Source organism: Labrys okinawensis, from assembly GCF_047345005.1.
In the GTDB taxonomy this organism is placed as follows: domain Bacteria; phylum Pseudomonadota; class Alphaproteobacteria; order Rhizobiales; family Labraceae; genus Labrys; species Labrys okinawensis.
Genome location: NZ_CP178864.1, coordinates 6,205,160 through 6,222,803, shown reverse-complemented (window position 1 = coordinate 6,222,803; position 17,644 = coordinate 6,205,160). Strand labels below are relative to the sequence as shown.

Genomic DNA, 17,644 nt, shown 5'->3' with positions numbered 1-17,644 from the left:
TCCGGAAGAGGACTGGCTCTCCATGGTGTTGGAACTCACGCCTTGTCCTTCTCGACCGCTGCCTCCTGCGGTTTCACCTCGTATTTCAGGAGGATCGGCACCTGCGTGGCGGTGAAGAGAAGGGTGATCGGCATGGTGCCCAGCAGCTTGAAGCCACTCCAGAACTCGTTCGAGAAATTGCGCCACACCACCTCGTTCAGCACTGCGAGGAAGAGGAAGAACACGCCCCAGTTGAGCGTCAGCTTGCGCCAGCCCTCGGGCTGCAGATCGAAGGCCGACTCGAAGACATAGCGCACCAGCGAGCGGCCGAAGGCGAGGCCCCCGAGCAGGATGACGCCAACCAGGCCGTTGTAGATGGTCGGCTTCATCTTGATGAAGACCTCATTGTGCAGCCACAGCGCCAGAATGCCAAAGACGATGACGAAGATGCCGGAGGCAAGCGGCATGATCGGGATGCGCCGCATGATGAGGAGGCCGGCGGCCATCGCCAGCACCGTGATGGGGATGAACACGGACGTCGCGATGAAGATGCCGCCACTGTCGCCCTGGAACATGCTGGCCGGCAGGATGGCCTCGACCAGCGGCCTGAACCATTCGGGCCGGATATTGGCGACGAAGAACACGCAAAGCGGCCCCATCTCCAGCAGCAGTTTCAGGGCGGGGTTGACCTTCTGGCGCGTCGGCGCCTCGGATTCCAGCAGCATGGCTCACTCCAGGCCGGCGATGGCGCGGGAGAAGTCCCGGGCGGAAAAGGGTTCGAGGTCGTCTATGCCTTCGCCGACGCCGATATAATGCACGGGCAGGCCGAATTTGGCGGCGAGCGCCACCAGGATGCCGCCGCGGGCGGTGCCGTCGAGCTTGGTCATCACGAGGCCGGTGACGCCGGCCGTCTTGCCGAAGATCTCGGCCTGGGAGATGGCATTCTGGCCCACCGTGGCGTCGAGCACCAGCAGGACCGCGTGCGGGGCGCTCTCGTCGATCTTGCGGATGACGCGCACCACCTTGGCGAGTTCGTCCATCAGCTGCGTCTTGTTTTGCAGGCGGCCGGCGGTGTCGATCAGCAGCACGTCCGAGCCGTTTTCCTGCGCTGCCTTGAGGGCGTCGAAAGCCAGGCCCGCCGAATCTGAACCCTGCTCGCGGGCCACGATGGGCGAGCGGGTGCGATCGGCCCAGACCTTGAGCTGCTCGATGGCGGCTGCGCGGAAGGTGTCGCCGGCGGCCAGGGTCACCTTCAGCCCGTCTGCCGAGAATTTTGCGGCGAGCTTGCCGATGGTGGTGGTCTTGCCCGAGCCGTTGACGCCCACCATCAGGAGAACGAAGGGCTTCTTCGAGTGGTCGAGCACCAGCGGCTTGGCGACGGGGGTGAGGATGGATTCCACCTCGCTCGCCAGGACCTGATGCACCTCGTCCGGCGAGATCTGGCGGTCGAAGCGCCCTTTGCCGATGGCAGCGGCGATGCGAGTGGAGACGTCGACGCCGAGATCGGCCTGGATCAGCACATCCTCCAGTTCCTCGATGGTGGTGGCATCGAGCTTGCGCTTCAGGACGATGTCGGTGATGCCGCGGCTGATGGCGGAAGAGGAACGCGAAAGACCTTCCTTGAGGCGCTTCCACCAGGATTTCTTTTCCGCTGGCGCCTGGGGGGGCACAGGCTCGGGAACCTGGACGGGTGCCGGCACAGGCTCGCGGGGAGGGGGCACTGCATCGACGAGCAGCTCGGGCACGATCAACTCGGCGGCGGCAAGCGGCGCTGGTTCGATCAGCGCCTCCAAGGGGTGCCCGGCTTGAGGATGCCCGGCTTGAGGATGCTCAGGCTGCTTCAGATCAGGCTCGGCCTGCTCCTGCGGGGCGGGCTGTGGCGTCGGCTCAGGAGCCTGAGGCGTTTCCTCCGCTGGCGCGGGTACCGGGGTTTCCGCCCCGCGCCCGAACAGGCGGGAAAAGAAGCCGGGCTTCTGCTTTTCGCTTTCAGTCATTGAAACTCTTGCTGTCTCTCGCGCCAAGGCCGCAGGGATGGTCCTGCCGCGAAAAAATAGTCGTTTGCTGCAGGAAGCTCTAGCGCGTTTCGCCTCCAGACGGAAACACCGAGAATCGGAAAATGCGCCGGAACGCAGCGTGCCTTTCTGGAAAAACGTTTCAGCCTGAACGCATTTTGCTCTAGCTCACTCAGGCCAATCGGGATAGCGCTAAGCGATGATTTCGCTCGATTTGACCGCGCGCCTGCTGCATCGCGACGCCCTCATCCTCATCCTCGACAAGCCCGCAGGCCTGCCCGTGCATGCCGGGCCGAAGGGCGGGCCGAACCTTTCGGCCATGCTCGGCCAGCTCAGCTTCGGCCTGCCCAAACCGCCGGAACTCGCGCACCGGCTCGACAAGGATACCTCGGGCTGCCTGGTGCTCGGCCGCCACGCCCGCCCGCTTCGCACGCTCAACCAACTGTTCGCCGAGGGTGGCGTCGAGAAGACTTATTGGGCGGTGGTCGAGGGTGGGCCGACCGAGGACACCGGTCTCATCGACATGCCCATCGCCCGCCGCTCGCCTGAGCGCGGCTGGTGGATGAAGCCGGCCGAAGACGGGCTGCCGGCGCAGACCGATTTCCGCGTGCTCGGCCGTGCCGGAGGCCTCGCCTGGCTGGAGCTGAAGCCGCGCACGGGCCGCACCCACCAGCTGCGCCTGCACTGCGCCGCCTCGGGTTTTCCCATCGTCGGCGACGCCATCTATGGCAGCGCCCCGCGCGAAGGCGGCCCGGTGCTGCATCTCCACGCGCGGGCGGTGAGCGTGCCGATCCTGCCGAAGAAGCCGCCCGTGGAGGCGCAGGCGCCGCCACCCGACCACATGGACGAGAGATTGCGAGCGCTCGGCTACGCCGGCCCGATCAGTCCGACACCGGCCGAATTGCACAGGCCGCCGGCCCCGCCCGTGGTGAGACGAGGGATCAGAACGCGGCCCGCCTGAGCGATGACAAATGCCGTGACAGGAGGCGTCCGGCACGAGGTATCGCCTCATACCAGCGGTTGGCCCTGGTTTGGAAATCCAAGCGACCGATCGTTGATTCCCGATCAGCCCGCTGCTTCTGCAGATAGCGAGCACGCGCAATATCGTAGCGCAGGGGCGCAATCCCGGTTTCGGCCGGTGGATATTGCCCGGAATTATATGACCAGGAGAGCCGTTCGTTGATGGTCGGGTCCAGCACGTTGTCCTCCTGCAGGAAGAGTATCTCGTGCCAAACAGTGTCTGCTGCTCGTGTGAGAGGTGCGTAGAAACGAGAGTGATGGATTCGTGAAAAGTGACGCCTTGCGACAACTACCAGTTGAATTCGGGGCGATCACGCTCAAGGATCGCAATTGAATTCTCAGCTGCGACGGATCCAATGGCGCACCTTCACCTTTCACTATTGGGAGGTTTCGAGCTGGTCGATGATGCCGCGGCGCTGCCTGTTCTTGGCCGTAAGGCACGTGCAATTCTGGCATATCTCGCATCGCAGCCGGGACACTCCCAGTCGCGCGAAAAGATTGTCGACCTGTTGTGGGGAGGGCATGGCGAGGTGCAGGCGAGGATGAGCCTGCGGCAGACCTTGCACGCGATGAGGAAGTTGAGGCACCCCTCCGACGCGGGACGGTTCTTGACCGACGGCGACAATATTACACTCAATCTCGATGATGTTGAGGTGGATGTCGCGCACTTCACGAAGCTGGTGGCAGGCTCCACGCCGGAGCAGTTCGAGCGGGCCCTCGCCCTCTATCATGGCGACTTTCTCGACGGCTTCAGAGTGAACGAAGAACCGTTCGAAGAGTGGTGCAGGATCGAACGCGAGCGATTGAGGGCGGCCGCAATCACCGCCATGGACAAGCTCATTGCCCATTATTCCACGACCAGCGACCTCGCTTCTTGTTTGCGAATGGCGATGCGCCTACTGGCTCTGGAACCACTCAGGGAAGATATCCATCGGGCTTTGATGCGGACCTACGCCGCTCAAGGCCGCTTCAGCCTTGCTCTTAAGCAATATGAGCAATGTCGCGATGTATTGCAGCGGCAGCTCGGTCTTCAGCCGGAGCCGGCAACCAGAGAATTGCATGAAGGCCTTCGCACGCGCCGGATGGCATCCGCCTCACAAACAAGCCCGGAACAGGCTTCGGCAGGTGAGGGTCCGAGCCGAATGGAACACTCCATGCGGCCGCCGCCTACTCACTATGTCAAATCAGGGGGGAGCAATATCGCCTATCAAGTCACCGGCGACGGCCCTATTGACTTGATCTATGTGCCTGGGTGGGTCTCCAACCTCGATTTCACCTGGACCTCCCCACGTCTGACACATGTGCTGCGGCGGCTTGGTTCTTTCACCCGGCTGATCCGCATGGACAAGCGGGGTACCGGACTCTCCGATCGCAGTGCCGGCTTTCAGACACTCGATCAACGGATGGAGGACGTCCGGGCGGTATTGGATGCGGCTGGATCGAAGCGAACCGTTCTTTTCGGCAGTTCGGAAGGCGGCAATATGTGCATGCTTTTTGCCGCGACCTATCCCGATCGAACGGCCGCGCTCGTACTTAACGGCGCATTTGCCAAGGGAATATGGTCGGAAGACTATCCATGGGCAAAGACCATGCGCGAGATGGAGGAGGAACTGGCCGCTATTGAACGGGACTGGGGAGAGCCCGCGGACCTGAGCAATGCAGCGCCCAGCCTGATGAAAGACCCGTTTGAGAGGGAATGGTTCGCGACATATTTGCGGAATTCCGCTTCTCCTTCCGACGCAATCTCCCTATGGCGCTGGAATACTGAAATAGACGTCCGCGATATACTGCCCGCCATTCATGTTCCGACGCTTATTATTCACAGGACGGGGGATCGCTGGGTGAAAGTTGAGGAAGGACGCTATCTGGCCAGGCACATCGCCGGCGCCAAATATGCCGAACTTCAAGGCGAGGATCACGTCATCTGGGGGAACGGTTCGGACGGAATGGTTGATGAAATACAGGCGTTTCTTTCTGGCGTGCCACCGAAGACGCCTGTTGAGAGCGTGCTGGTGACCGTACTGCACATGGAGATTGTTGGCCTGCCAGCGCCTGTGACTGGCATTGGCGAAGAAGTATCGCGTGACCTAACTGGAAGATTCGACGACGAAATTCGTGATGAAATCCACCTCATCGAAGGCAGTGAAGTCGTGAATGGAGGAAATCCATATCGCGTCGTGTTCAAGCGCCCGACACAGGCCATCCAGTGCGCAATCGCGATCCGCAGTCGAATGAACACCTCCGGCCTGCGAGCTCGCGCGGCGATCCATATTGGCGAATGTGAAAAGCGGGGTGGTGATTTCACCGGCACCGTAATCGAACTGACATCGCGCCTGCTCTACCGCGCCCAGCCGGGAGAGATCCTAGCTTCACGCACCGTCCGTGATCTCGTTGCTCACGCCAGGCTTTCGTTTGAAGAGCGTGGCGAGATCAAGCTCGATGGTTCCACGGGCACCATGCAGTTTTTCTCCGTCGAGGGGAGCCGGCTTCTGAACCCGTCAGGCTGAGACACTCGGCCCTGCCCCTTTTGCCGGCACGGGAGCAGGCGATTGCGCCACCTCCCTCAAGATCCACTCCCGGAACACCTTGATCTTCGGCACATTGCGGCGGGCCTCCGGGTAGACGAGGTAGAAGGCCATGTCGCTCTGCACCAGCAGGTCGAAGGGCTGCACCAGCCGTCCCTGGGCCAGATCCATCGCATAGAGGGCGCGGGAGAGGATGGCGACGCCTTGGCCGGCAAGGGCCGCCGAGGCGGCGAAGGCCTGCATGCCGAGGCGCCTGTCTCTCACCGGCGTTGGATAGATAGTGCCGGCTGCGGCGAACCAGTTCTCCCACCAGGGGTCGTCGGCGTCGAGGATGGGCAGGCGCAGGAGGTCCGATGGTTCGCGGACCGGGATGCTGGCGGCGAGCTTGGGGCTCAGCATCGGCGAGAAGTCGCCTTGCACCAGGAGATGAGCGCTGAGGCCCGGCCATTGTCCCGCGCCGGAGCGGATGCCGACATCCGCCTCCTCGCGTGAGAAATCGGCGTAACGATTGCTGGCGTCCATGCGCACGGCGATGGCCGGATGGGCGATCTGGAAGTCCCCGATATGCCTGGCGAGCCACATGGTTGCGAAAGTCACGGAGGCACTGATGGTGAGCGTGGCCTGCACTCCGCCCTTCGCGGCGGCATAGGCCTCGCTGATCATGGCGAAGGCCTCGGTCACGGCGGGGGCAAGCCGCCGCCCGGCGTCGGTGAGCTCGATCTGGCGCGGCAGGCGCAGGAAGAGCGGCCCGCCGAAGCGCTCTTCCAGGATACGGATCTGGTAGCTGACGGCGGCCTGCGTCATGCCGATCTCTTCCGCCGCCCTGGTGAAACTGAGATGCCGCGCCACCGCCTCGAAGACGCGGATCGCGGCGAGAGGTGGGAGCGGATATACCATTGCCATAAAGCCTCTTTATGCATGTGACCCGAGCTTCGATTGGTCATCTTGCCGCATTCATGGGATTATCGCCAGCAATGAGGCATAAGTTTCATGCCGGCAAGGAGAAATCCCATGACCGTCACGTTGTTCGGAGCGATAAGGCTGCCTTATTTGGGATGGAAGGGCTGCGTCGCAGGCAAAGCCGTCCTTGGCGCCGGTTCGACGGGCAGGCCCAACCTCCCCAGCCATCTCCTTCGCGACATTGGCCTGCTCGACGGCCACGAGACGCCACGGGGCAGGGCGGAACCGTCGGCTACGGCTCGGGATATGGTGGAGAGATATCGGTAAGCTTTCCGGGTGCACGGGCATCCTGCCCGTTCTTGGAAAAGGAGCATCTTCAACAGAGGAAGAACGGGCAGGATGCCCGTGCACCCGGGACCAGGTCACTCCGCCGCCGGTCTTACCCCATAGCGCCGTTCGATATAGTCGATCACCATCTGCTTGAATTCGTCGGCGATGCCGGCCCCGCGCAGGGTGGCCGCCTTCTGGCCGTCGACGAATACCGGGGCGGTCGGCGTTTCGCCGGTGCCGGGCAGGGAGATGCCGATATCGGCATGCTTGCTCTCCCCAGGGCCGTTGACGATGCAGCCCATCACCGCGACCTTCAGCGTCTCCACGCCCGGATAGCGCGACTTCCACTCCGGCATGGACTCCACGATGAAGCCCTGGATGGATTGGGCGAGTTCCTGGAACACCGTGGAGGTGGTGCGCCCGCAGCCGGGGCAGGCGGCGACCAGGGGCACGAAGGTGCGGATGCCCATCACCTGCAGGATTTCCTGGGAGACCTTGACTTCCTGCGTACGGTCCCCGCCCGGCTCGGGCGTGAGCGAGACGCGGATCGTATCGCCAATGCCGTATTGCAGCAGGGGCGAGAGCGCGGCAGCCGAGGCCACGATGCCTTTGGAGCCCATGCCAGCCTCGGTGAGGCCGAGATGAAGGGCATAGTCGGAGCGGTTGGCCATCTCGTTATAGACGGCGATCAGGTCCTGCACGGCCGAGACCTTGGCCGAGATGATGATCTTTGATTTTGGCAGGCCCATTTCCACGGCCCGGTCTGCCGAGAGCAGGGCCGATTGCACGAGCGCCTCCCAGGTCACCGTGCGAGCATCCACCGGCGCGGCGCTCCTGGCGTTCTGGTCCATCAGATGGGTGAGGAGTTCCTGGTCGAGCGAGCCCCAATTGGCGCCGATGCGCACCGGCTTGTCGTGGCGGATCGCCGTCTCGATGATGGCGCCGAACTGGCGGTCCTTCTTGTCCTTGAAGCCGACATTGCCGGGATTGATGCGGTATTTGTCGAGCGCCTCGGCGCAGGCCGGATGGTCGGCGAGGAGCTTGTGGCCGATATAATGGAAATCGCCGATCAGTGGCGTGGTGATGCCGACGCGCAGCAGCCTTTCCTTGATGCGCGGCACGGCGGCGGCGGCTTCATCCCGGTCCACCGTGATGCGCACCAGTTCGGAGCCGGCGCGGGCAAGCGCCGCGACCTGGCGCACCGTGCCGTCGACATCGGCGGTATCGGTATTGGTCATCGATTGCACGACTATGGGTGCGCCGCCGCCGACCATAACGCCCCCGACGTTGACGGGAACGGTGGTGCGGCGGAGTTTCAGGCCGAAGCGCTCATAGGAAGGGATCATCGGACACCGGAGAATTGTTTGGGATGACATGGACCTTCGGGGAAAGGAGGTCAAGGTTTCCTGGGATCGCAGACGCTCCTTCGTAGACGCCTCGCGTTACCAAGGGCAGGCAAGGATGCCTGCGATCCCAGCGGTGCCCACTGGCCTGAATCCGCTCGACACCTTAAGCTCATCTCACGCCGATAGCATGGCCGGATGGAAGTGATGTGAAGAGAGCATGATGATCGGCGTCCTGAGTTCGGCCTCCCTCCTCAAATGGCTCTCGGCCAAGCGGTCCGAGCTGACGCTCGCCATCCGTATCACCGTGGCGGCGGGGCTTGCCTTCGCGCTCGTCAGGCTGGTGGGGCTCAGCCAGAGCAGCTGGGCGGTGATCACCTCCGTCATCGTCATGCAGACGAGCCTCGGCGGTTCGGTGAAAGCGGCGATGGACCGCATGGCCGGTACGCTGGTGGGGGCCGTGTGGGGAGCCCTGGTGTCCATCGCCATACCGCATCACTCCAACCTCGAGACGGGGCTGGCGGTGCTCGTCGCCGTGGCGCCAACGGCCTTGTGCGCGGCCTTGCGCCCCAACTTTCGCGTCGCGCCGATCACCGCGCTGATCGTGCTGATTCCCTCCGGCTCGACGCTCACGCCTTACGCCTTCGCGTTGGAGCGGGTGGCCGAGATTGTCGTCGGCATCGTCGTGGGTGTGTCGGTGGCCATGGTGGTCCTGCCGGCCCGCGCCCATGACGTAGTTGCCGCTGCTGCGGCCAGGGTGACCGAGTTCAATGCAGAACTGCTCATCGCTTTGGTGTCGGGGATGATCGAGGGGCAGGGCCGGCCTGATGTCGCTGCCCTCCAGGCCAGCATCCGCGCCGGGCTGCGTCAGGTCGACGCAGCGGCGGACGAGGCGGCGCGCGAGCGCAAGGCCCATCTCAGCAATGTCGCGGATGTCGAGCCGCTGGCGCGCACGCTCCACCGTGTCAGGCATGATCTCGTGATCATCGCGCGCGTATGCGTACGCGCGTCGCCCGAAAGCGTGGCGCCGGCCCTGCGCGAGCCGTTGCTCGGCCTGCGGGACGCCACGGTGGCCCTGCTGCATGCGATCGCCGAAGCCCTGCGCCGGCGTTATGTCGCCCCCGACCTCGCCGGCTTCGAGGCAAGCCTGGCCGCCTATGTCACCGCCATGGACAGGCTGAGGGCCGAGGGCGTTTTTCGTACGCTGGAGAGCGACGAGATGGGCCGGATCTATACGTTGCGATTTGGATTCGAGCAGCTCGGGAAGGACCTCGGCGACCTTGCGGAAAGGGCGGGCGAGATGGCGCGAGAGGAGTAGGGCGCTCCCGGCTATTTCGCCCGGCAATGGCTGCAGATACCCGCGATCTCGATCACCTGCCCCCTTGGCTGGAAGCCGATGGCGCCGGCCGCCTTGGCCAAGGCCTTGCCGACGAGGTCGGACTCCGCTTCGCCCACCGTGCCGCAGCTCTCGCAGATCAGGAACATCACCACGCCGCTGCCGGAATGATCATGCGCGCAGGCGATGAAGGCGTTGCGGCTCTCGATGCGGTGGGCGAAGCCCTGTTCGAGCAGGAAGTCGAGGGCGCGATAGACGGTGATCGGCGCCGGGCGCTTGCCCTCGCCGTCCTCGAGCTTTTCGATCAGCTCGTAGGCACCGATGGGGTGGTGGTTGGCGGCGAGCGCCTCCAGCACCTGCCGGCGGATGGCGGTGAGCCGCACGCCACGCTCGGCGCTGAGGGTCTCGGCGCGGCTGAGGGCGCTCTCGGCACATTGCGAGTGGTCGTGATCGGGCGCAACAAAGACCGGGGCATCGCCGTCATGGGCATGCCCGTGGTGATCGTGGTCGTGGGAATGGCTGTGTGCCATGGATGCTATGTAGCAACGGCAGGGCCGTTTCGCCAGCGCTCCTGGGATCGCAGGCTTACAGCCTACTCCTGGAAACGGTGTGTGAGGCATGAGAAGAGGCAGGCAAGGATGCCTGCGATTGTCTATTTCAATCCCATCGTGCAAGCCTAGCTTTTGGATGCCTCCAGCTCGGTGGCCGCCGAGCTGGAGGCGGGAGGGGACGGGTCGTGCCTGCGATAATCGAAGGACTGACTTAGGAGTCTGACCACCCCTCTCTTTTCCATGAGGCCTGAACGGATACCGGCATTGCTCCGGAGACAAGCAGAGGACTTGGAAAAGATGACGAGCAGCCTAGCACACAATGTCGGCACCGACATCGGCAAGGATCATTTGGATGTGGCTGTCCACCCGGCAGGCCTCATCAAGCGCTTTGCCAACACCCAGGCGGGCCATCGCGCCCTGCTTGCCTGGCTTTCTTCCTGGACTGTCGAGCGTGTGGTGTTCGAAGCAACGGGGGCCTATCATCGCGCCTTCGAACGCGCGCTCAACCAGGCCGGCCTGCCGGCCGTCAAGCTCAACCCGCGCCAGGCCCGACGCTTTGCCGAAGGTATTGGCAGGCTGGCCAAGACCGATCGCATCGATGCCATGACCCTGGCCCGCTATGGCCAGGCCGTCCAGCCCGAGCCGACCCTCATCGTCAGCCAGGCCCTTGAGGAGATGAAGCAATTGGCCGCGGCGCGGGACGCCCTGATGAAGATCAAAGTGGCAACCCAGACCCGCCAGCAAACCGCCGAACTCCCCCTGATCAAGCGCCAACTCGCCAAGACACTGGCTCTGACCCAAGCGCAGATAAACGCCATCGACGAGGAGATCGCCAGGCGGGCCGACAAGGATCCCGCCTTCAAGCGCAGAGCCGAAATCCTCGATTCCATCCCCGCCGTGGCACCCATCACAGCTCACGCCATGCTCATCCACATGCCTGAACTGGGCACCCTGTCTCCCCCTCAAGCCGCAAGCCTGGCCGGCCTCGCCCCTGTCCCACGCGACAGCGGCAGCAAAAATGGCAAGCGCTTCATTCGCGGGGGAAGAGCCCTTCTGCGACGAGCCCTCTATATGCCCATGGTCGCCGCTATCCGATGGAACCCCGACCTCGCCGCTAAATACCAGGCCATGGTCGCCGCCGGAAAACCCAAAAAAATCGCCATCGTCGCCATCATGCGCAAGCTCATCATCCTCGCTAACGCCCTCTTGCGAGATAATCGGATTTGGACGCCTAAAGCTGCTTGACCGAATACGGATACTCCCAGGGGCGCTAAGGCCTTACCGTGCCCTGTCCGCGCACCTTGTACTTGAACGAGCAGAGCTGCTCGGCGCCCACCGGCCCGCGCGCGTGCATCCGGCCGGTCGCGATGCCGATCTCCCCGCCGAAGCCGAATTCGCCACCGTCGGCGAACTGGGTCGAGGCGTTGTGCAGCACGATGGCCGAATCCACCTCTGCGAGGAAGCGTTGCGCCGCCGCCTCGTCGCCGGTGACGATGGCATCCGTGTGATGCGAGCCGTAGCGGTCGATGTGGGCGAGCGCGGCGTCGATGCCGGGGACCACCTTCACCGAGATGATGGCGTCGAGATACTCGGTGGCCCAGTCGGTATCGTCGGCCGGCTTTACATGGGGGTCGACGGCAAGGGTGCGGGAATCGCCGCGCACCTCGCAGCCGGCTTCGAGCAGGGCCTTGACCAGCGGCTTCAGGAAGGTTGGGGCGACAGCCTGGTCCACCAGCAGAGTCTCGGCTGCTCCGCACACGCCGGTGCGGCGCAGCTTGGCGTTGAGCACCAGCGGGATGGCCATGTCGAGCGAGGCGCCCTCATGCACATAGACGTGGTTGATGCCTTCCAGATGCGCGAATACGGGCACGCGGGCCTCGGCCTGCACGCGGGCGACGAGATTCTTGCCTCCACGCGGCACGAGCACGTCGATAGTGCCGTCGAGCCCCGCCAGCATGGCACCCACGGCGGCGCGGTCGGCGGTGGGCACCATCTGGATCGAGGCCTCGGGCAGGCCGGCCGCCTGCAGGCCCGTGCGCAGGGCCTTGGCGATCTCGAGGCAGGTGCGGAAGCTTTCCGAGCCGCCGCGCAGGATCGAGGCGTTGCCGGCCTTCAGGCACAGGGCCGCCGCATCGGCCAGCACGTTCGGGCGGCTTTCGAAGATCACTCCGACCACGCCCAGCGGCGTCGAGACACGCTCGAATTCGAGGCCGTTGGGGCGCTTCCATGTCGCCAGCACGCGGCCGACCGGATCGGGCTGCTCGGCGACCTCGCGAATCGCCTGGGCGATGCCGGCCACGCGCTTCTCGTTGAGGGTCAGGCGGTCGACGAAGGAGGCGAGCTGGTTACGGGCGATGGAATCGGCGACGTCGAGGGCGTTGGCGGCGAGGATGCCCGATACATTGGCCTCGATCGCCCTGGCCATGGCTTCAAGGGCCGCATCCTTTCGTGGAGCCGGGGCGAGCGCCAGGGTGCGCGCCGCGGCGCGCGCAGCAGTTCCCAATTTGCGCATGACGGCAGCGACATTGCCGTCGTCCAATCCCCGGTTTGCGTCGGGCATGCTTCACCCTCGGTTGGTAGGTCAGGCTGAGTTGGTTAGGCCGGATCGGATGAGGTTGCAAGCTTCCCGGGATCGCAGGCATCCTTGCCTGCTCTTCCTTTCCTGTGAGCCTACCGTTTCCAAGAGGCAGGCAAGGATGCCTGCGATCCCAGGAAAGGCGGCACTTGGTGGGCCGACCTCCAGGTCGGCATGAAACTTCCGCGCCGGCCAGTTGAGCGCCCAGCTTCCGGTCAGTGCCCGCCGCCACCGCCGCCGCCCATCACCTGCGGGCGCTTGACGAAGAAGATCGCACCGCTGAGGCAGACGAACAGGATGGTCATCAGGAGGAACACATCGGAGAAAGCCAGGATGAAGGCCTCGCGGCGCATCATGCCGACCAGGTTGGCGATGGTCATCTGGTCTGCAGCCGCGCCGAAGGTCGAGAAGCCGGCCTTCATGTTCTCATAGGTCTGCATCACGCTGTCGCGGCTCCAGTTCACCATCTCGCCGAGACGGGCCAGATGCAGGTCCTCGCGCTTGTTGAGCACCGTGTTAATGACGGCCAGGCCCACGGCGCCGCCGAGATTGCGCATCAGGTTGAACAGGCCCGAGGCGTTCTTGATGCGCTGGGGCGCGAGCGTGCCAAGCGCGATGTTGGAGATCGGCACCATGCACATCATCAATGATACGCCGCGCAGGATCTGCGGGATCAGGATCTCGTAGAAATCCCAGTCATGCGTAACATAGGTCATGATCCAGGTGTTGAGGCCGAAGCCGAGCAGGCCTCCCACGATCATGTAGCGCACGTCGATGCTCGCCATCAGCCGGCCCGCAACCGGGGCGGTGAGGAACATGCAGACGCCCGTGACGAACATCGTCTCCCCGATCTGCTTGGAATCGTAGCCGCGCACGACGTCGAGATAGACGGGAAAGAGATAGGTCAGGCCATAGAGACCGATGCCGAGCACGAAAGAGAAGGCCGAGCCGGCGGCGAAATTGGAGTCCGAGAAGGAATAGAGATCGACGATCGGCGCCTTGGCTGTCAGGACACGGGCGAAGAACACGATGCCGCCGATGGCCGAAAGGATCGACATCACCAGCACGGAGGTCCTGTCGAACCAGTCATGGTTCGGACCTTCCTCCAGCGCGTACTCCATGGCGCCGAGGAAGAGGGCCATCGAGAGCAGGCCGGTCCAGTCGAAATTGTCGAGGAGCGAGAGGTCCGGCTTGTCGAAATCGACCATGATGAAGGTGACGATCGAGACGATGATGCCGGGCACGACGTTGATGAAGAACAACATATGCCAGGAATACCACTCGGTCAGGATGCCGCCGACGGTCGGGCCGATGGTGGGGGCGAGTGTGGCGACCAGGCCGATCATCGGTGAAACGATCGGCTGCTTCGAGCGCGGGAACACGGTGAAGGCCGCCGCGAACACGGTGGGGATCATGCCGCCGCCGATGAAGCCTTGCAGCGCGCGGTAGACGATCATCTGGTTGATGTTGGTCGCCGTGCCGCAAAGGAAACTCATGAACGTGAAGCCGGCGCAGGAGATCGCAAAGGTCCAGCGGGTGGAGAAGGCGCGCGACAGGAAGCCCGAGAGCGGGATCATCACCACTTCGGCGATCAGATAGGCCGTCTGCACCCATGGGATATCGTCGCTGGAAGCGCCGAGACCGGCCTGGATCTGCGGCAGCGAGGCCGAGACGACCTGGATGTCGAGGATCGCCATGAACATGCCGAACACCATCGCGAGGAAGGCGATCAGCTTGCGCCCATCGATCTTGTCGGAGGCGGGCGCGGCGGGAATGGCGGTTGGTGTGGCGGTTGCGGTGGCCATGGCGGCCTCCCATTAATCCAGGGTGCGCGGACATCGCAGCGACATTCCATCAAGGATAAATGTCGCGATTTCCGCGCCTAGGAAACGTGGCGGTTGCAGAGGAGGGAGAGCGGACGAGACGTCCGCGCACCCGGGAAGCTTACCCCTTCGGGCCCGTCCGGCTGTCGACGTTCACCACCACGCTCAGGCCCGGCAGCAGCTTGCCGCTGAGGGCGATGTCGGCGGGAACTTCGATACGCACGGGGACGCGCTGGGTGATCTTGGTGAAGTTGCCGGTGGCGTTCTCAGGCGGCAGCAGGCTGAACACCGAGCCGGAGGCCGGCGAGAACTTGCCGACAGTGCCTTCGAAGGTCTGGCCGTCCATCGAGTCCACCGCTACCTCCACCTTCTGGCCGGGCACCAGCGGTCCGAGCTGGGTCTCCTTGAAGTTGGCGGCGATGTAGATGCTCTTCAGCGGCACCAGGGCAACCAGACGCGAACCGGGGGCGACATACTGGCCGGGCTGGGCAGCGCGGTTGCCGACGATGCCGTCGGTCGGCGCGCGCACCACGGTGGCTTCGAGATCGTTCTGGGCCTTGGCGACGTCGACGTCTAGTTCCTTGGCGGTCTGCTCGGCCTCGGCCTTCTGAGCCTGGATCACCGCGAGGTTGGCGGTGGCAGCGGTCACAGCCGACTTCGCGCTGGTGAGGGCGGCCTGGGCATTGGTCACGCCCGCCTTGGCGCTGGCGAGCGATGCATTGGCGCGGTCGCGGTCTGCCGTGGCCTGGTCGAGGGTCGCCTTGGAACCGAAGTTCTGGTTGGCCAGCGAATTGGCACGTTCGAAAGCGGCATTGGCGCGCACGATCTCGGCCTTAACCGAGTCGACATTGGCATTGGCCGATTCGATGCCGGCCTGTGCCGAGGCGACGCCGGCATTGGCGGTGTCGATGGCGGCCTGCTGTGCGGTGATCTGCTGATCGATGCGTCCGATGGTGGCGGTCTGCGTGGCGCGCTTGGCCCTGGCCGAGTCGAGCGCGGTACGATAGTCGGTGTCATCGAGCGTGGCGATCACGTCGCCGGCTTTAACGGCATCGCCGTTCTGCACTGGCACCGTCTTGACGTAACCTGCGACCTTGATGCCGAGGGTCGAGACATCGGCCTGCACATAGGCATCATCGGTGTCGACCATGAAGCGGCCATTCGTCCACCATTCATAACCGTACCAGCCGCCGCCGGCGAGCGCGATGGCGATCAGGCTGGGGAAGATGATGCGGGCCTTGGAGCGCTTCTTCGCGGGCGCGGCAGGAGCCGCGGGTGCCTGCGTGGTGGGAGCAGGGGCCTGTTCGCTCTTCCGGGTTTCAGAGGGCTTGGCTTCAGTAGGTTTGGCAGAAGGCGCGTCCTGCGGCGCCGGAGCCTCGGCGCGCTGGCGTTCCAGCGGAACGACATTATTTACGATAAGATCGTTGTCGTCGGCGCTCAGGGCGTTCGAAGTGGCATCGGCATGGTTATGTTCGCGGGCTGCGTCCATCGTCTTCTCCCACCGGGGATGGAGGCCGAGGTTTGGCCTCTGTATTCGAACCGAACGGTTCGGTCATTGCTCGGATCGAACCGAACGGTTCGGTCATTTGCCCGTTGACTAACATGCCTTGCTGCGATACGCAATAGAAATCGAACCGAACGGTTCGGTCACAACAGGATGGATTTTTCACCATGCTCGCCGAAAGCTCGGTGTCGCCGAAGGTGCCGGCCACGATTCTGCCGATCATCGACAATGCCAAGAGCCGCCAGATTCTGGACGGCGCCCGCAAGGTCTTCCTGGCTCAGGGCTTCGAAGGCGCAAGCATGAACGATATCGCCAAGGAAGCCGGCGTCTCCAAGGGTACGCTCTATGTCTATTTCGAGAGCAAGGAGCGGCTGTTCTCGGTGATCATCGACGAAGAGCGTGCCGCCCATGTCGAGGGCATCTTCAATTTTGATTTCAAGACCTCGACGGATATCGAGGCCGTGCTGCTGCGCATCGCTATCGAGATCACGACCTTCATCACCCAGCCCCGCATCATCTCGGCCATGCGCGCCGTGATGGGCATTGCCGAACGCATGCCCGAGCTGGGCGAGCATTTCTATGAGCGCGGACCCTGCTATTCGCGCAACCGCCTGTCCGAATATCTCGAAACGCGCGTGGCCGCCGGCCAGCTCGACATCCCCGACACCCAGCTCGCGGCCGCGCAGTTCCTGGAGATGTCGCACGCCCCGCTGGTGAAGCCGATGTTCTTCATGGCTACCAAGGTCAGCCCCAGTCCGGAACGCATTCGCGCCGTGGCGGAGTCGGCCGTACGGGTGTTCATGTCCGGCTATAGGGTGAGGTAAGGCTGGGAGCGGGGACGTCCTCGTCCGCTCTTGAAACGAGGCGTGTACAGAAAGGGCGCAACCTTCTGTGGTCGCACCCTTTTTTCATGCCAAATCGTTTCCAAGAGCGGACGAGGACGTCCGCGCTCCCAGGCCACCTACCTGATCCTTGCCCTCAAGAAATTCCCATTGATCCGCACCTGCGGCTTCGCCCCCGGCGTGCTCGCCAGGGTGCTGTCGACCAGTGCGGCATTGCCGTTCACGCTGTAGTCGATCGGAGTGGCCGACGGGAAGCTCAGTTCGGCATTGAGCGCGTTGCCGCTGATTGCAATGGTCTCGTCACGCTCCACCCTGTCGAAGGCCAACCGGGCCTGCACCGCATTGCCCTCGATGTCGATGCTGCCTGCATGGCCGTCCAGCACGATGTCGCCGGCATGGCTCTTCACCTTGAGGGCTCCGAAATCGCCCGTTAGGCGAGACATCGTCGCCTTCTGATCGATCGTCACCGCCCCGCCCGCCGGCAGGTTGACGTCGAGCTCGATGCCGCAGGCGTCGGCATCATCGAACAGCGACCAGGATTGAGAGCCGGTGTTGACGAGGAGCTCCGACCCCGAAATCGTCATGGCACCGGTGAGCTCGCAGCGATTGCCGGACCAGCTCGAATACCAGAAGGAGAACCAGCCCTCGGTGCGGCCGCGCAGCACCGCCTTGTAGGGCGCGCCGGCATCGGTGGCGATGTCGATGCGGGCCGCCTCGCCCTCGATGACCACGCCGGTGATCCTGCTGACGTCGAGCTCGCTTGTCGTTGTCCAGGCCCGGCCGGGGAGGGCCCAGACGGCTGCAACGACCAGTCCGGCGGCAATCCATGTCTTTCTCATATGCGCTCTCCTTTCCATGTCCGGATGGCGGCCATCTAAGACCAGGAGCGCCGGCGGCGAGACCT

At 63.9% G+C, this 17,644-nt stretch carries 15 protein-coding genes; 5 read left to right on the top strand and 10 right to left on the bottom strand.

What is annotated here, in order from left to right:
• Positions 1-35 precede the first annotated feature (35 nt).
• Positions 36-704: a septation protein A gene (locus ACMDCR_RS28875; protein WP_413989900.1), complete on the bottom strand. Its 669-nt coding sequence runs from the start codon at positions 702-704 to the stop codon at positions 36-38.
• Between the two features lie 3 nt (positions 705-707).
• Positions 708-1,973, bottom strand: a complete 1,266-nt coding sequence (gene ftsY, locus ACMDCR_RS28870; RefSeq protein WP_413989899.1) for a signal recognition particle-docking protein FtsY — start codon at positions 1,971-1,973, stop codon at positions 708-710.
• A gap of 217 nt (positions 1,974-2,190) precedes the next feature.
• Between ftsY and ACMDCR_RS28865 the strand changes: the two genes are divergently transcribed.
• Positions 2,191-2,952: an RluA family pseudouridine synthase gene (locus ACMDCR_RS28865; protein WP_413989898.1), complete on the top strand. Its 762-nt coding sequence runs from the start codon at positions 2,191-2,193 to the stop codon at positions 2,950-2,952.
• Here ACMDCR_RS28865 and ACMDCR_RS28860 read toward each other — a convergent pair.
• Positions 2,933-3,190, bottom strand: coding sequence for a hypothetical protein (locus tag ACMDCR_RS28860; protein WP_413989897.1), 258 nt, complete (start codon positions 3,188-3,190; stop codon positions 2,933-2,935). The genes ACMDCR_RS28865 and ACMDCR_RS28860 overlap by 20 nt on opposite strands.
• A 177-nt stretch (positions 3,191-3,367) precedes the next feature.
• Between ACMDCR_RS28860 and ACMDCR_RS28855 the strand changes: the two genes are divergently transcribed.
• Complete coding sequence (locus tag ACMDCR_RS28855; protein WP_413989896.1) at positions 3,368-5,518, top strand: alpha/beta fold hydrolase; 2,151 nt, start codon at positions 3,368-3,370, stop codon at positions 5,516-5,518.
• Here ACMDCR_RS28855 and ACMDCR_RS28850 read toward each other — a convergent pair.
• Together ACMDCR_RS28850 and ispG are read right to left on the bottom strand one after the other, a co-directional pair.
• Positions 5,510-6,433 (bottom strand): LysR substrate-binding domain-containing protein, encoded by a 924-nt coding sequence (locus tag ACMDCR_RS28850; RefSeq protein ID WP_413989895.1) that lies wholly within the window; start codon positions 6,431-6,433, stop codon positions 5,510-5,512. The genes ACMDCR_RS28855 and ACMDCR_RS28850 overlap by 9 nt on opposite strands.
• Positions 6,434-6,858: 425 nt before the next feature.
• Complete coding sequence (ispG, locus tag ACMDCR_RS28845; protein ID WP_413989894.1) at positions 6,859-8,112, bottom strand: flavodoxin-dependent (E)-4-hydroxy-3-methylbut-2-enyl-diphosphate synthase; 1,254 nt, start codon at positions 8,110-8,112, stop codon at positions 6,859-6,861.
• A 217-nt stretch (positions 8,113-8,329) separates the two neighbouring features.
• Between ispG and ACMDCR_RS28840 the strand changes: the two genes are divergently transcribed.
• Positions 8,330-9,427 carry an FUSC family protein gene (locus ACMDCR_RS28840; RefSeq protein ID WP_413989893.1) on the top strand — a complete coding sequence of 366 codons (1,098 nt, stop codon included), beginning with the start codon at positions 8,330-8,332 and terminating at the stop codon, positions 9,425-9,427.
• Positions 9,428-9,438: 11 nt separating this feature from the next.
• Here the strand turns inward: ACMDCR_RS28840 and ACMDCR_RS28835 are convergent, their stop codons facing one another.
• A complete protein-coding gene (locus ACMDCR_RS28835) occupies positions 9,439-9,975 on the bottom strand; it encodes a Fur family transcriptional regulator (RefSeq protein WP_413989892.1) in 537 nt (178 codons plus the stop codon).
• Between the two features lie 318 nt (positions 9,976-10,293).
• On the opposite strand from ACMDCR_RS28835, the gene ACMDCR_RS28830 reads away from it, so the two are divergent.
• Entirely contained in the window at positions 10,294-11,241 is a 948-nt protein-coding gene (locus ACMDCR_RS28830; protein ID WP_413987661.1) for an IS110 family transposase, read from the top strand.
• Between the two features lie 25 nt (positions 11,242-11,266).
• Here the strand turns inward: ACMDCR_RS28830 and ACMDCR_RS28825 are convergent, their stop codons facing one another.
• From ACMDCR_RS28825 to ACMDCR_RS28815, 3 genes are all read right to left on the bottom strand, one after another.
• Positions 11,267-12,556 carry a glutamate-5-semialdehyde dehydrogenase gene (locus ACMDCR_RS28825; protein WP_413989891.1) on the bottom strand — a complete coding sequence of 430 codons (1,290 nt, stop codon included), beginning with the start codon at positions 12,554-12,556 and terminating at the stop codon, positions 11,267-11,269.
• A 230-nt stretch (positions 12,557-12,786) separates the two neighbouring features.
• A complete protein-coding gene (locus tag ACMDCR_RS28820; protein WP_413989890.1) occupies positions 12,787-14,376 on the bottom strand; it encodes a DHA2 family efflux MFS transporter permease subunit in 1,590 nt (529 codons plus the stop codon).
• 139 nt (positions 14,377-14,515) lie between these two features.
• The gene (locus ACMDCR_RS28815; protein WP_413989889.1) at positions 14,516-15,883 is read right to left on the bottom strand and encodes an HlyD family secretion protein; all 1,368 of its coding nucleotides are present in this window, start codon (positions 15,881-15,883) and stop codon (positions 14,516-14,518) included.
• A 182-nt stretch (positions 15,884-16,065) separates the two neighbouring features.
• Between ACMDCR_RS28815 and ACMDCR_RS28810 the strand changes: the two genes are divergently transcribed.
• Complete coding sequence (locus tag ACMDCR_RS28810; protein ID WP_413989888.1) at positions 16,066-16,722, top strand: TetR/AcrR family transcriptional regulator; 657 nt, start codon at positions 16,066-16,068, stop codon at positions 16,720-16,722.
• A gap of 137 nt (positions 16,723-16,859) precedes the next feature.
• Here ACMDCR_RS28810 and ACMDCR_RS28805 read toward each other — a convergent pair whose 3' ends face one another.
• Positions 16,860-17,579 (bottom strand): hypothetical protein, encoded by a 720-nt coding sequence (locus tag ACMDCR_RS28805; RefSeq protein ID WP_413989887.1) that lies wholly within the window; start codon positions 17,577-17,579, stop codon positions 16,860-16,862.
• Positions 17,580-17,644 lie beyond the last annotated feature (65 nt).

Coding starts and splice junctions, on each gene's coding strand:
- ftsY (WP_413989899.1), bottom strand. CDS start 1,973: ATGACTGAAAGCGAAAAGCAGAAGCCCGGCTTCTTTTCCCGCCTGTTC.
- ACMDCR_RS28855 (WP_413989896.1), top strand. CDS start 3,368: ATGGCGCACCTTCACCTTTCACTATTGGGAGGTTTCGAGCTGGTCGAT.
- ACMDCR_RS28875 (WP_413989900.1), bottom strand. CDS start 704: ATGCTGCTGGAATCCGAGGCGCCGACGCGCCAGAAGGTCAACCCCGCC.
- ACMDCR_RS28805 (WP_413989887.1), bottom strand. CDS start 17,579: ATGAGAAAGACATGGATTGCCGCCGGACTGGTCGTTGCAGCCGTCTGG.
- ACMDCR_RS28810 (WP_413989888.1), top strand. CDS start 16,066: ATGCTCGCCGAAAGCTCGGTGTCGCCGAAGGTGCCGGCCACGATTCTG.
- ACMDCR_RS28840 (WP_413989893.1), top strand. CDS start 8,330: ATGATGATCGGCGTCCTGAGTTCGGCCTCCCTCCTCAAATGGCTCTCG.
- ispG (WP_413989894.1), bottom strand. CDS start 8,112: ATGATCCCTTCCTATGAGCGCTTCGGCCTGAAACTCCGCCGCACCACC.
- ACMDCR_RS28865 (WP_413989898.1), top strand. CDS start 2,191: ATGATTTCGCTCGATTTGACCGCGCGCCTGCTGCATCGCGACGCCCTC.
- ACMDCR_RS28820 (WP_413989890.1), bottom strand. CDS start 14,376: ATGGCCACCGCAACCGCCACACCAACCGCCATTCCCGCCGCGCCCGCC.
- ACMDCR_RS28825 (WP_413989891.1), bottom strand. CDS start 12,556: ATGCCCGACGCAAACCGGGGATTGGACGACGGCAATGTCGCTGCCGTC.
- ACMDCR_RS28850 (WP_413989895.1), bottom strand. CDS start 6,433: ATGGTATATCCGCTCCCACCTCTCGCCGCGATCCGCGTCTTCGAGGCG.
- ACMDCR_RS28830 (WP_413987661.1), top strand. CDS start 10,294: ATGACGAGCAGCCTAGCACACAATGTCGGCACCGACATCGGCAAGGAT.
- ACMDCR_RS28815 (WP_413989889.1), bottom strand. CDS start 15,883: ATGGACGCAGCCCGCGAACATAACCATGCCGATGCCACTTCGAACGCC.
- ACMDCR_RS28835 (WP_413989892.1), bottom strand. CDS start 9,975: ATGGCACACAGCCATTCCCACGACCACGATCACCACGGGCATGCCCAT.